At 73.3% G+C, this 13,197-nt stretch carries 10 protein-coding genes and 1 pseudogene; 5 read left to right on the top strand and 6 right to left on the bottom strand.

The annotated features are described in order from the left end of the window. The first annotated feature begins 286 nt into the window (after window positions 1-286). Window positions 287-1,201 carry a cyclase family protein gene (locus O7603_RS17215; protein ID WP_281570826.1) on the top strand — a complete coding sequence of 305 codons (915 nt, stop codon included), beginning with the start codon at window positions 287-289 and terminating at the stop codon, window positions 1,199-1,201. Between the two features lie 3 nt (window positions 1,202-1,204). Here O7603_RS17215 and O7603_RS17220 read toward each other — a convergent pair whose 3' ends face one another. Beyond that, window positions 1,205-2,245, bottom strand: a complete 1,041-nt coding sequence (locus tag O7603_RS17220; protein ID WP_281570827.1) for a S66 peptidase family protein — start codon at window positions 2,243-2,245, stop codon at window positions 1,205-1,207. 361 nt (window positions 2,246-2,606) lie between these two features. Here O7603_RS17220 and ppc point away from each other — a divergent pair, with 361 nt between their 5' ends. Beyond that, window positions 2,607-5,393 (top strand): phosphoenolpyruvate carboxylase, encoded by a 2,787-nt coding sequence (gene ppc, locus O7603_RS17225; protein WP_281570828.1) that lies wholly within the window; start codon window positions 2,607-2,609, stop codon window positions 5,391-5,393. A gap of 220 nt (window positions 5,394-5,613) precedes the next feature. Here the strand turns inward: ppc and O7603_RS17230 are convergent, their stop codons facing one another. Beyond that, complete coding sequence (locus O7603_RS17230; RefSeq protein WP_281570829.1) at window positions 5,614-6,375, bottom strand: hypothetical protein; 762 nt, start codon at window positions 6,373-6,375, stop codon at window positions 5,614-5,616. A gap of 54 nt (window positions 6,376-6,429) precedes the next feature. Here O7603_RS17230 and O7603_RS17235 point away from each other — a divergent pair. After that, window positions 6,430-7,560, top strand: a pseudogene (locus O7603_RS17235) (DNA recombination protein RmuC); the annotation flags it as partial. A 219-nt stretch (window positions 7,561-7,779) separates the two neighbouring features. Here O7603_RS17235 and O7603_RS17240 read toward each other — a convergent pair. Then, entirely contained in the window at window positions 7,780-8,211 is a 432-nt protein-coding gene (locus O7603_RS17240) for a hypothetical protein (protein WP_281570830.1), read from the bottom strand. A gap of 44 nt (window positions 8,212-8,255) precedes the next feature. After that, a complete protein-coding gene (locus O7603_RS17245; protein ID WP_281570831.1) occupies window positions 8,256-9,242 on the bottom strand; it encodes a 4-hydroxy-3-methylbut-2-enyl diphosphate reductase in 987 nt (328 codons plus the stop codon). A 311-nt stretch (window positions 9,243-9,553) separates the two neighbouring features. Here O7603_RS17245 and xseA point away from each other — a divergent pair, with 311 nt between their 5' ends. Further along, window positions 9,554-10,720 (top strand): exodeoxyribonuclease VII large subunit, encoded by a 1,167-nt coding sequence (gene xseA / locus O7603_RS17250; protein ID WP_348651079.1) that lies wholly within the window; start codon window positions 9,554-9,556, stop codon window positions 10,718-10,720. 34 nt (window positions 10,721-10,754) lie between these two features. Then, window positions 10,755-10,976, top strand: coding sequence for an exodeoxyribonuclease VII small subunit (locus O7603_RS17255; protein WP_281570833.1), 222 nt, complete (start codon window positions 10,755-10,757; stop codon window positions 10,974-10,976). Between the two features lie 83 nt (window positions 10,977-11,059). Here the strand turns inward: O7603_RS17255 and O7603_RS17260 are convergent, their stop codons facing one another. Together O7603_RS17260 and O7603_RS17265 are read right to left on the bottom strand one after the other, a co-directional pair. Further along, entirely contained in the window at window positions 11,060-11,908 is an 849-nt protein-coding gene (locus O7603_RS17260) for a hypothetical protein (RefSeq protein ID WP_281570834.1), read from the bottom strand. Window positions 11,909-12,156: 248 nt separating this feature from the next. Continuing rightward, window positions 12,157-12,960 carry a hypothetical protein gene (locus tag O7603_RS17265; protein ID WP_281570835.1) on the bottom strand — a complete coding sequence of 268 codons (804 nt, stop codon included), beginning with the start codon at window positions 12,958-12,960 and terminating at the stop codon, window positions 12,157-12,159. Window positions 12,961-13,197 lie beyond the last annotated feature (237 nt).

The following is a 13,197-nucleotide window of genomic DNA, read 5'->3' on the forward strand; positions in this document are numbered from 1 at the left end:
TCCAGGGGAGTCGGCACGCGTAGTCGTGACACACGACAGATGCCCCTCGTCCGGCCGGACGGGGGGTGCACGCCCACCAGCCTATCCCCGCCCACCGACCTGCCGCCCCCATCCCGCGCCCACCCCGTCCGCCCCTGCCCATCCGCAAGATCCACGCAACTTCGCGGAAAGTGCTGCCTGCGGCGTGCGGGAGGCAGCATCTTCCATGAAGTTGCCGCCACCTTCAGGCGGGGCCGCGGAATGGTGGATCTTGACCCGGGGCGACGGGTCGTGGTCGGGTGTCCGCATGGGTGAGCAGTGGCGGGCGCAGTTCGACGCGGAGATCAGCTTCGCCAACGGTGGCGGGCTGCGGACCGAAGGGTTCCGGCTGGACATCCCCGGCCGGGAGATCAGCGACGACGACCTCGCCGCGCTCCTGGTCCGGCATCTCGGCCTGCTGATGGTCGCCGAGGTACGGATCACCGACAAGACGGTCATCCAGGAGCCGCACAAGGGTGGCCGAGGAGTCGCCGCCGCCGAGTCCGGCACCGGCCGCCGGCTCGTCGAGCTGAGTCACGTGATCGGCGACGGGATGACCACCCTGCCCGGCTGGCCGGCGCCCCGGATCGGCGACTGGCTGACCTTCGCCGCGTCCCGGGCCAACTACGCCCCGGGCACCGAGTTCCGGGTGGCCCGGATCGACATGATCGCCAACACGGGCACCTACCTGGACACCCCGGCGCACCGCTGGGCCGACGGGGTCGACCTGAGCGGCGTGCCGCTCGACCGGCTCGTGGACCTGCCCGGCGTGGTGGTCCGCGTGCCGGCCGGCACCCGCGCGGTGGACCGGCTCATGCTGGCCCCGTACGACGTGGCCGGGCGCGCGGTGCTGCTGCACACCGGCTGGGACGCGAACTTCGGCACCGACCGGTACGGCGCCCCGGAGGCGCCCTATCTCACCGGTGACGCCGCCCGGGCCCTCGCCGACGCGGGCGCGGCGCTGGTCGGCATCGACTCGATCAACATCGACGACATGAGCCCGGCGGCCGGCGGGGAGCGCCCCGCGCACAGCACGCTGCTGGCCGCCGGCATCCCCATCGTGGAGCACCTGACCGGCCTGGACGCGCTGCCCCCGGCCGGCTTCCGGTTCACCGCCGCACCGCCGCGGGTCGCCGGCATGGGCACCTTCCCGGTCCGCGCCTACGCCGTCGTCGAGGACTGACGGTCAGTAGCGCACCGAGATCCGGCGCTCGACCGCGTCGACCCGGACCTCGCCGCCGTACGGGACGATCAGCTGCGGGTCGGTGTGGCCGAGGTCAACGTCGAAGACCACCACCGGCTCGTCGGCGTACGCGGCGAGCACCCGGGTGACGGCCGCCCGCTGGGCGTCCGCCCAGGCCCGCCGCTCGTCGAGGGTGTGCGGGCGGTCGAAGTCCCACGCCTTGGCCCGGCCGACCAGCACCGCCGGGAAGCCGGCGAGCAGCCCGCGCTCCCCCATGTTGCGCAGGATCCGGAACACCTCGGTGGCGGACGGAAGCTCCTGCGAGGTCTCGACCATCAGCACCGAGCCGGCCAGTTCCGCGGCGGACGGGACCCGGTCCGTCGCCATGAGCCAGTGCAGGATCTCCAGGTTGCCGCCCCACGTGCGTCCCTGCACCACCGTCGCCGGGCCCTGCCAGCGCCAGCCCTCACCGGGGAGCATCAGCGGTTCGTCGGTGAGCGTGGCCGGGTCGCGCCAGTCGTTCGGCTGGTCGCCCCACTCGGTCGCCGGCGTCAGGTCGTACCAGCCGGAGGTGAACAGCGCCGCACGCAGCGAGTCGAAGGTCAGCGGGTGCGGCGCGCCCGGCCGGCCGAGGTGCACCAGCACCGACCCGCCGTGGTAGGCCACGATGCCCAGTCGGTAGAGGTGGTTGAGGACGTTGGTGTTGTCCGAGTAGCCGAAGTACGGCTTCGGGTTGGCCCGTAGCACCGCGTCGTCCAGGTGCGGGGTGACGGTGATCAGGTCGTCGCCGCCGACCGTGGCCAGCACCGCGGTGATCGACGGGTCGGCGAAGGCGGCGGTGAGGTCCCGGGCCCGGTCGCGCGGGTCGGCGCCCGCCATCCGGGTGGTCGGGTACTCCACCGGTTCCAGGCCGGACTCGTCGCGCAGCCGGCGCAGTCCCAGCTCGTACACGTGCGGGAAGGCGGCCGGCAGTCCGGCGGACGGCGAGACCACGGCGACCCGGTCGCCCGGGCGCGGCTTGGGCGGGTAGCGCAGCGACACCATGATCAGAAGCTAACCGAGCGGCCAAGCGATTTCCGGGCGGTGAATCACCACGAACGCCGCGAAAGCGGTCCTAGGCTGGCGGCATGGTTGCTCCGCGAGCCTGCGTCGGGGTCGCCGCGCCACCGCGTCCCGCGTCCCGGCCGCCGGTGGTGGAGAACACCCCCGGGACCGCCGGGCCGCCGCGCCCGCCGGTGGCTGAGATCACCCGACCGGTCCGGGGGGCGCGACCAGCGGCGGGACCGGACCGCGCGGGCCCGGTGGAAGGTGATCTCCTGGGGGCCCTCCTTACATCCCGGTCCGCGCGGATACCATCCAGGGAGTCGGACAGCGCTGTCCTTCGTCTCGACGTAAGGAGCGCACCGTGACCGACCAGCACGACCACGACGGCCCCGACGCCGCGCTGCGGGCCGACATCCGCCGCCTCGGCACCCTGCTCGGCCAGACCCTGGCCCGCCAGGAGGGCCGCCCACTGCTCGACCTGGTCGAGGAGATCCGCGCGCTGGTCCGCTCCGACGCCCCCACCGCCGCCCAGCGGCTCGCCACGCTCGACGTGACCACCGGCACCAAGCTGGCCCGGGCGTTCTCCACCTACTTCCACCTGGCCAACATCACCGAGCAGGTGCACCGGGCCCGCGACCTGCGCCGGCGCCGGGCGGTGCAGGGCGGCTGGCTGGACCAGGCGGCCAAGATGATCGCCGAGCGCGGGGTGCCGGCCGAGGAGATCGCCTCGGTGGCCCGCCGGCTGGCGGTCCGGCCGGTCTTCACCGCGCACCCGACCGAGGCGGCCCGCCGGTCGATCCTGTCGAAGCTCCGGGCGATCGCCGACGAGTTGGACACCGAGACGGCGAACGCGATCCTCTACGGCGCCAGCGACGAGGGGCCGGCGAACCGGCGGCTGGCCGAACTGCTCGACCTCATGTGGCAGACCGACGAGCTGCGGCTGGACCGGCCGGACCCGACCGACGAGGCGCGCAACGCCATCTACTACCTCCGCGACCTGTACGCCGAGGCCGCCCCGCAGGTCCTCGACGACCTCGCCGACACGCTGCGGACGCTCGGCGTGGAGACCTCCCCGACGGCCCGGCCGCTGAGCTTCGGCACCTGGATCGGCGGGGACCGGGACGGCAATCCGTTCGTCACGCCGACGGTGACCCGCGACGTGCTGACGATCCAGCACGAGCACGGCATCGAGGCCACCGAGAAGGCGATGGACCACCTGATCAACGAGGTGTCCGTCTCCCGGCGGCTGCGCGGGGTCTCGCTGGACCTCTCCGCCAGCCTCGCCGCCGACCTGGACGCGCTGCCCGAGGTGGCGCCCCGGTTCCGCCGGGTCAACGCCGAGGAGCCCTACCGGCTCAAGGCCCGCTGTGTGAAGGCCAAGCTGGCCAACACCCGGCAGCGGCTGCGCCAGGGCACCGCGCACGTGCCGGGCCGGGACTACCGGGGCTCGGCCGAGCTGATCGCCGACCTGGAACTGCTGCGCGCCTCGCTGGCCCGCAACTCCGGCCAGCTCACCGCCGTCGGCCGGCTCGCCTCCAGCATCCGCACCGTCTCGGCGTTCGGCCTGCACCTGGCGACCATGGACGTCCGGGAGCACGCCGAGGCACACCACGCCGTGTTGGCCCAGCTCTACGCGGCCGTCGGCGAGGTGTCTGACTACCCGGCGCTGACCCGGCTGGAGCGCACCAAGCTGCTCGCCGACGAGCTGACCGGCCGTCGTCCGCTCTCTACCCTGGACACTCCGCTCACCGAGGCGGCCCGCAAGACGTTCGACGTGTTCGGGACCATCCGGGAGGCGCAGGACCGGTTCGGCACCGAGGTGATCGAGTCGTACATCATCTCGATGACGCTCGGTGTGGACGACGTGCTCGCCGCCGTGGTGCTGGCCCGGGAGGCCGGGCTGGTGGACGTGCACACCGGCCGGGCCCGGATCGGGTTCGTGCCGCTGCTGGAGACCCCGGCCGAGCTCAACGCCGGCGGCGAGCTGCTGGACGAGCTGCTCTCGCTGCCCGCGTACCGGGCGCTGGTCGCGGCCCGGGGCGACGTGCAGGAGGTCATGCTCGGCTACTCCGACTCCAACAAGGAGGCGGGCATCACCACCAGCCAGTGGTCGATCCACCGGGCGCAGCGGGCGCTGCGTGACGTGGCCGCCCGGCACGGGGTCCACCTGCGGCTCTTCCACGGCCGGGGCGGCACGGTGGGTCGCGGCGGCGGGCCGACGCACGAGGCGATCCTGGCCCAGCCGTACGGCACGCTGGACGGCGCGATCAAGGTGACCGAGCAGGGTGAGGTGATCTCCGACAAGTACACCCTGCCGTCGCTGGCCCGGGAGAACCTGGAGCTGACCCTGGCCGCGGTGCTCCAGGCCACCCTGCTGCACACCGCGCCGCGCCAGCCCGCCGAGCTGCTGGAACGGTGGGACGCCACGATGGACGTGGTGTCCGAGTCCGCGTACCGGTCGTACCGCTCGCTGGTGGAGGACCCGGACCTGCCCGCGTACTTCTGGGCGTCCACCCCGACCGAACTGCTCGGCGCGCTCAACATCGGATCCCGTCCGGCGAAGCGGCCCAACACCGGCGCCGGCCTGGCCGGGCTGCGGGCCATCCCGTGGGTGTTCGGCTGGACGCAGACCCGCCAGATCGTCCCCGGCTGGTTCGGCGTGGGCTCCGGGCTCGCCGCGGCCCGGGAGGCCGGGCTGGCCGACGTGCTCGCCGAGATGCACCGCAACTGGCACTTCTTCCGGACGTTCCTGTCCAACGTGGAGATGATGCTGACCAAGACCGACCTGACGATCGCCCGTCGGTACGTCGAGTCGCTGGTGCCGAAGAAGCTCCACCCGATCTTCGAGAAGATCGAGCAGGAGTACGAGCTGACCAAGCGCGAGGTCCTCGCCGTGACCGCCTCGCCCGCGCTGCTGGAGAACTCGCCGGTCCTCCAGCGCACCCTCGCGGTGCGGGACACCTACCTGGAGCCGCTGCACCACCTCCAGGTGGCGCTGCTGCGGCAGTACCGCGACTCGGGCGCCGCGGGCCGGGCGGTCGCCACGGCGCCGGGCGGCCGTCGCGCCCCGAGCGACGGTACGGCGTTGGAGCGTGCGCTGCTCACCACGGTCAACGGCATCGCCGCCGGAATGCGCAACACCGGCTGACCTACGGGCTCGCGGCTCGCGGCTCGCGGCTCGCGGCTCGCGGCTCGCGGCTCGCGGCTCGCGGGGGCAGCATGCATGCGAGCGTGATGACTCGGAGGCATATTTATGCCGCAGAGTCATCACGCTTCTCGGTCGAACCCGAGCCAGCCGACGCCACGGCGGTCGCCGCCGGTCCGGTCGCCCGGGCCGGCACGGGCGGATCGTGCACCCGCCGGTGGACTCAGAAGTCGCCGCCTCCGCCGAAGTCACCGCCGCCGAAGTCGCCGCCGCCCATATCGGCGCCCATGTCGCCGCCGCCCTCGCCACCCGCGCCGTCGCCGTGGTCGGCGCCGTCGGAGAAGCCCTCCTGGTAACCGGCCTCGTAGCCGTAGCCCGGGTCGGCGAAGGCCGGCGAGAAGAGCGCGTCGGCGATCAGCATGCCGCCCAGCACGCCGGCGCCGGCGCCGAGCGCGGTCTTCCACCACGGCGTCGAGTACCAGCCGGCCGGTACCGGACGCCCCTGGTAGCGCCCACCGGGGTAGTAGTAGGGGGTGTCCCGGCCCGGCTGCGGTCCGGCCTTGAAGGTCTGCCCCTGCACCTCGACCTGCCGCTCGCGGGTCAGCTCGCCGGTGCCCTCGGCGGCGAGGAGCGGCGGCAGCTCGGGGCCGGGGTCGATGCCGAGCGCGATCCGGGCCGCCCGCGCGTACGCGAGCCCCTCCAGCGCGGTCTCCCGGGCCAGCCGATACTGCTGCACGCTGCGAGCCTGCTCCAGCTGGCTGCCGGCGGCGTTGTAGCGCTCCCCGGCGTCGACTAGCGCCTGCCGGACCGCGGGCGCGTCGCCGTGCAGATTCATCACCTGGCCGCCCAGGCGCTCGTACCAGCGCTGGGCGTCCGCCCGCACGTCGGCCAGGCTGCGGGCCTCCCGCGCGGCGGACTCGCGCCGCCACCAGACGAAGGCCCCGACCACCAGCCCCACGAGGACGATCACGAGCAGAAGTTCCATGGGCACGAAGGTACCCGCACCGGCGAAGTCGTACGCGTTTGGCAAGCTTCAGTGATGGACTTCCCGACGCTGGCCGTGGTGGTGCTCTGCCTCGGCGCCGGCGGCGCGGTGGGCTGGCTCGCCGCCCGGTCCCGCTCCGCGGCCGAGATCGCCCGGCTGGACGCCACGTTGCGCGCCACCCGGGAGGGCGAGGGGCGGCTGGAGCAGTCCATGCGGGCGCTCAGCTACGAGGCGACCGCCCAGTCCCAGGAGGCGGTGGCCCGCGCCGTCGCTCCGCTGCACGACACTCTCCGCCGCTACGAGCAGCGGGTGGCCGAGCTGGAGCACGACCGGGTCGACGCCTACGCCGAGCTACGCGAGCAGGTCCGCTCGATGAGCGCGGTCTCCGGCGAGCTGCGCACCGAGACCAAGCAGCTCGTGGCGGCGCTGCGCGCACCGCAGGTCCGGGGCCGCTGGGGTGAGCACCAGCTGCGCCGCATCGTCGAGGCGGCCGGCATGCTGGAGCACTGCGACTTCGCCGAGCAGGTCACCTCGGCGACCGACCACCAGGTGGTCCGCCCAGACCTGGTGGTCCGGCTGCACGGCGGCCGGTCGGTGGTGGTCGACGCCAAGGCGCCCTTCGACGCCTACCTCACGGCGATGGAGGCGCGCGACGAGCGCGGCCGGGACAGCCACCTCGACGCGCACGCCCGGCACCTGCGGGCCCATGTCGACGGGCTGGCCGCCAAGTCCTACTGGGCCGCGTTCGACAGCACACCGGAGTTCGTGGTGCTGTTCGTGCCGGCCGACCCGTTCCTCGACGTGGCCCTCCAGCGCGATCCGACGCTGCTGGAGCACGCGTTCGCCCGCAACGTGGTGCTGGCCACCCCGGCGACGCTGGTCGCGCTGCTGCGCACCGTGGCCTACTCGTGGCGGCAGGAAGCGCTGGCGCGCAACGCGGCCGCGGTGCACTCGCTGGCCCGCGAGTTGCACGGCCGGCTCGCCACGCTCGGCGACCACGTCGGCAAGCTCGGCTCCGCGCTGGGCAGCGCGGTCACCGCGTACAACCGGGCGGTCGGCTCGCTGGAGGCCCGGGTGCTGGTCAGCGCCCGAAAGCTCGCCGAGCTGGGCGTCTCCGACCAGGAGCTGGCCGCGCCGCCGCAGGTCGAGCTGGCACCGCGGCAGCCGCAGGCGCCCGAGCTGGTCGACACGGCCGACGGCGAGCTGGCGCGTCGGCCGCCGGAGTTGCTCGACACGCCCGACGGCGAGCTGGCGCGTCGGCCGCCGGAGTTGGTCGACGCGCCCGACGGCGAGCTGCCGGCCCGTTGATCCGCACGGCCGCCCGGGCCGGGAGCGACCACACGCCCGCCCGGGCCAGGAGCGACCGCGCGACCGCCCAGACCAGCGGCCGCCGGGCCGCCGGCGTCAGGAGCGCCGCGCGCTCTCCACCACGAACGGTGTGCCCTGCTGGCAGGTGGTCATCATGTCGGGAACCACCCGCCCGCTGACGGTGACCCGCGCGCCCACGGCCAGCACGTCCCGGGGCCCGCCGATCAGCAGGTAGCCGTCGAGCAGCAGGCAGCCCGGCTCGACGCCGGAGGTGACGATGCCGGTCAGCGACCGGCCGCCCGCCGGCGGCGACGGGGTGGGGGTGCCCGCGCCGGTCGGCGAGCCGGAGGGCCCGACGGTCGGGCCGCTCGGCGGTGTGGACGGTGTGGGGCTCGAGGGCTGCTCGGTCACCGGCGATGCTCCCGTTGTCAGGGTGGGGGTGGGCGTGCTGGTGCCGTCCTGGCTGCCGCAAGCGCTCAGTGCCGCGCCGGCGACCAGCGCGGCGACGGCGAACCGAAGGGTCCTCATACCCGTATCGGACGCGCCAGGACGCCCCACCGTTCCCGACGGGCTCAGCCGCGGGCCGCCGCGGCGCGCATGTCCCGCTTGAGCTCCTGCGGCAGCGAGAAGGTGAGCCGCTCGTTGGCGGTGGTGATCTCCTCGACGTCGGCGAAGCCCCGCGCAGCGAGGAACGCCAGCACCTCCTGCACCAGCTCGTCCGGCACGCTCGCGCCGGAGGTCAGGCCGACCGTGCGCGCCCCCTCCAGCCACGTGTCGTCGATCTCGTGCGCGAAGTCGACCAGGTGACCGGCGCGGGCGCCGGCGTCCACCGCGACCTCGACCAGCCGCACCGAGTTGGACGAGTTGCGCGAGCCGACGACGATCACCACGTCGCACTCCGGCGCGATCTCCTTGACCACGTGCTGCCGGTTGGACGTGGCGTAGCAGATGTCGTCGCTCGGCGGCGACTGGAGCATCGGCAGCCGCTTCTTCAGCCGGGCCACCGTCTCCAGCGTCTCGTCCACCGAGAGCGTGGTCTGGGAGAGCCAGACCACCTTGTCCGGGTCCCGGACGGTGACGTGGTCGGCGCCCTCCGGGCCGTCGACCAGCTGGATGTGCGCGGGGGCCTCACCGGCGGTGCCGATGACCTCCTCGTGTCCCTCGTGGCCGATCAGCAGGATGTCGTAGTCCTCGGCGGCGAACCGCTTCGCCTCCTGGTGCACCTTGGTGACCAGCGGGCAGGTCGCGTCGATCGCCTTCAGCGAGCGCGCCCGGGCCTGCTCGTAGACCTCCGGTGCCACCCCGTGGGCGGAGAAGATGACGGTGGCGCCCTCCGGCACCTCCTCGTTCTCCTCCACGAAGATCGCGCCCCGGGCCTCCAGCGTCTGCACCACGTGCTTGTTGTGCACGATCTGCTTGCGTACGTAGATCGGGGCACCGTAGAGCTTGAGCGCCTCCTCCACGGTCTGCACCGCACGGTCGACGCCCGCACAGTAGCCGCGGGGCTTGGCCAGGAGCACGCGCTTGCCGGTCTGGGGAGTCGCCTGAGCCTCGGTCACCCGCCCATCGTACGTGCCGCGCGGGAACGGGACATCGGCTGCGACCGTCACCACAGCCACCACCCAGGGCCGACGGAGAGGCGCACCAACAGCGCGCGCCTCCCCCGCCGACCCCCCAAAATCAGACATTCCGCCCCAAGCGCACGCCGCCCCATCGAGGCCCGACTCCACCCACGTGATCAAGAGGTTTGCGTCAGGAAACGCGCCTCGGGTGACGCAAACTTCTTGATCACCGGCAAGGTCCGTAGGGTGGGCGCGTGAGCACGGGTGAGGTGGAGCGGAGCACGTCCGAGGAGCCGTGGCCGGTCCGGGTGGTCAGCCAGAAGGTCGGCGCCTGGATCGCCCGCCTCGGCTGGGTGTGGGTCGACGGGCAGGTGGCGCAGATCAGCCGCCGGCCCGGGGCGAGCACCGTGTTCCTCACCCTGCGCGACCCGTCGGCCGACCTGAGCCTGACCGTCACCACGAACCGGGACGTCCTCGACACGGGCGCTCCGGAGCTGCGCGAGGGCGCCCGCGTGGTGCTGCACGCGAAGCCGGAGTTCTACGCCGCCCGGGGCACGCTGAGCCTGCGCGCGGACGAGATCCGCCAAGTGGGCCTCGGTGAGCTGCTGGCCCGGTTGGAGAAGCTGAAGAAGCTGCTCGCCGCGGAAGGGCTCTTCGACCGGGCCCGCAAGCGCCGGCCGCCGTTCCTGCCCCACCGGATCGGCCTGATCACCGGTCGGGCCTCGGCAGCCGAGCGCGACGTGCTGACCAACGCCCGGCGCCGCTGGCCGGCCGTCGAGTTCCGGACCGTCAACGTGGCCGTCCAGGGCCCGGGCGCGGTGCCGCAGATCGTCGACGCGCTGAAGGTCCTGGACGCGGACCCGACCATCGACGTGATCATCATCGCCCGGGGCGGCGGGAGCATCGAGGACCTGCTTCCCTTCTCCGACGAGGCACTCTGCCGGGCGGTCTTCGCCTGCCGCACGCCGGTCGTCAGCGCCATCGGTCACGAGACGGACGCCCCGCTGCTCGACTACGTCGCCGACCTACGCGCCTCGACCCCCACCGACGCGGCCAAGCGGGTCGTCCCCGACCTGGCCGAGGAGGTACGCCTCATCGGCCAGGCCCGGAACCGGCTGGAGCGGGCGGTCCGCAACCTGGTCGACCGCGAGGCGCACCGGCTCGACGCGCTGCGCTCCCGGCCGGTGCTGGCCCGGCCACAGGTGATGGTGGACCAGCGGGCCACCGACCTGACCGCGCTGCGCCAGCGGGCCGGACGCTGCCTGGACCATCGGCTGACCGCCGCCGAGGACGAGCTGCGGCACACCCTGGCCCGGCTGCGCGCGCTCTCGCCGGCGGCCACCCTCGACCGGGGGTACGCGATCGTGCAGCGCGCCGACGGGCATGTGGTGCGCGCGGCGTCCGAGGTGGGCAAGGGCGACCCGCTGCGCGTACGCCTCGCCGACGGTGAGCTGGCCGCGACGGTGGACGGGTGAGCCGGGCGGACCGGCGTGTGCTGGGATGGAGCCGATGACTGACGAGACGAAGGCCGGGCCGGACGAGCGGCTCAGCTACGAGCAGGCGCGCGCCGAACTGGCGTCCGTGGTGGAGCGGCTGGAGGCCGGTGGCACGTCGCTGGAGGAGTCGTTGGCCCTCTGGGAGCGCGGCGAGGCGCTCGCGGTGATCTGCCAGCGGTGGCTGGACGGCGCCCGGGCCCGCATCGACGCCGCCCGGCAGGAGCAGAGTTCCTGACCCGCCCCGATCAGCGGTGGTGATGGGCGATGCGGTGGCACCCATCCCCCACCACGACCGCGTGATCGGCCTGACGCACCCGGTCAGTTGAAGAGGTTGTAGAGCTCCAGCGGGGCCTCGACGACCTGGGCGGCCGGCGGCTTCTGCGCGGCAGTGGCGTTGCCGTAGTCGGAGTAGGTGATCCGGACGTCCTGCGCCTTGGCCTGGCCGGCCGCCGGGATCTGGATCACCAGCTCGCTGAGCCGGCCCTGCGGGTCCAGCTTCGCGGTGAACGGCACCGACTGGCCCTGCGGGCCGAGCGCGGTGATCACGTTGGCGTCCATCGAGCCCGCCTCGGCGGCCTTCGACAGGTCGATGGTGCCGCTGTACGCACCCTCGCCGGTCTGCCGGACCTCGGTGATGCCCTGGGTCAGCACCTCGCTGCCGGCCGGGTCGAGCTTGTCGAAGTCGAAGCCGAGGTTGCGGTTTCCCTTGATCCGGGTCTGGTCGAGGTGCTGGTACTTGCCGAGGTTGAGGTTCTGCAGGCCGGGCACGCTGCTGGCGGCCTTGCCGCCCAGGTCCACCTTCACCCAGCTGTCCGGGCGGTAGTGGACGACGTCGAGCGTCATCGACAGGTCCGAGGACGCGTCGCCGATCGACACCCGCATCTGCGCGCTCTGGCTCGGCTCGTGCACCTGGCCCTCGGCGGTGCTGCCGACACCGGTCATGGTGAACCGGAAGTTCCCGTCGCGGATCGCCGTGGTGGAAGCGAGCAGGGCCTGCTTCGCGTCGCCGCTGGCCGGCGAGGCGCTACCGGAGGCGGTGGCCGTCGTCGAGGTGGTGGCGGTCGGCGAGGCGGAGCCGCCCGGGGTGCCGTTGGCGTTGCAGGCCGCGAGACCCGGAGTGAACAACGCGGCGGCCAGCAGGCCGGCGCTGAGTCGTCGAACATTCATCTGTGTCTCCCAAAAGGGTCACCCGACGCAGCTGGCGGCGCCGGAGCCGGGCGGCGCAACGACCCTCGGCTGCGCCGCGCGGTCCCGGTGGCCGGTTGCCTCGGTGGCTGCCCGACCGGGGTCCGCTCTCCTCCTGTTCCCTGCCGGCGCGCCGCACAATCACCCTGCTGTCCGGTTGCCCCGACCGGGTGACCCTCGTGGACACACGACGGGGGCGGCCGCAGCCGCCCCCGTCGCCGTCGTTCGACCTACTTGAACATCTCGTACGTCTGCTCGGACGCCTCGACGACCTTGTCCGCCGGCGGCTTCTGCGCGGCGGTGGCGCTGCCGTAGTCGGCGTAGGTGACCTTGATGTCGTGCGCCTTGGTCTCGCCCGCGGCGGGAACCGAGATCACCAGCTCGGTGAGGCGACCCTGCGCGTCCAGCTTCGCGGTGAAGGGCAGGGCCTTGGCCTGCGCGCCGAGCGCCTTAACCTGGTCCGCGTCCAGGGCGTCGGAGTCGGTCACCGCGGAGGCGTCGAGCTTGCCGCCGTACGCGCCCTCGCCGGTCTTCTGTACGTCGCTGATGCCCTTGAGCAGCGTCGCGCTGTCGCCCGGGTCCACGTCCTGCATGTTGAGGCTGAGCGCCTCCGCGTCCTTGACCTTGGACTGGTCGAGGTGCTGGTACTTGTCCTTCGTCGCGGCCGCGCCGGGGATCATGTCACCCAGCTCGCCCAGGTCGAGCTTCACCCAGCTCTCCGGCTCGATGTAGATCAGCTCCATGCCCATGGACGTGCCGGAGCCGTCGTCCATCGTCATGGTGACCTGGGCGCTGTTGCTCGGCTTGTGGACCAGGCCCTGACCGGTCATGCCGTCGCCGGCGAGGGTGAAGGTGAAGTTGCCCTTCTCGAGCTCCTTCGTGGAAGCGAGCAGCGCCTCCTTGGGGTCGGCCGGGACGGCCGCGGCGGGGGAGCCGCCGGCCGCGGGCTCGTCGGTCTTCGAGTTGCAGGCGGCCATGGCGGGGATGAACAGGGTGGCGGCGACAACGCCGACGCTCCACCGTCGAATGTTCACGGTCGTCTCTTCTCCAGGTATGACAAGCGCCCGGGCGATGAGACCGCCCGGGCATCAGCCGGGGCAGCGTAGCCGACCGGTCGGACATCAACGGGACACGGTCCGTTCACCTGCCATCGGCGGCCCGACGTCGCCGCCCGCCCGACGCTCCCGCCGGCCGACGTCCCGGCCGCCCGACGTCCCGGCCGCCCGACGTCCCGGCCGCCCGACGTCCCGGCCGCCCGACGCCTCCGCCGG

The organism is Micromonospora sp. WMMD812, assembly GCF_027497215.1.
GTDB lineage: Bacteria > Actinomycetota > Actinomycetes > Mycobacteriales > Micromonosporaceae > Micromonospora.

Coding starts and splice junctions, on each gene's coding strand:
- O7603_RS17215 (WP_281570826.1), top strand. CDS start 287: ATGGGTGAGCAGTGGCGGGCGCAGTTCGACGCGGAGATCAGCTTCGCC.
- O7603_RS17220 (WP_281570827.1), bottom strand. CDS start 2,245: ATGGTGTCGCTGCGCTACCCGCCCAAGCCGCGCCCGGGCGACCGGGTC.
- O7603_RS17230 (WP_281570829.1), bottom strand. CDS start 6,375: ATGGAACTTCTGCTCGTGATCGTCCTCGTGGGGCTGGTGGTCGGGGCC.
- O7603_RS17240 (WP_281570830.1), bottom strand. CDS start 8,211: ATGAGGACCCTTCGGTTCGCCGTCGCCGCGCTGGTCGCCGGCGCGGCA.
- O7603_RS17255 (WP_281570833.1), top strand. CDS start 10,755: ATGACTGACGAGACGAAGGCCGGGCCGGACGAGCGGCTCAGCTACGAG.
- O7603_RS17260 (WP_281570834.1), bottom strand. CDS start 11,908: ATGAATGTTCGACGACTCAGCGCCGGCCTGCTGGCCGCCGCGTTGTTC.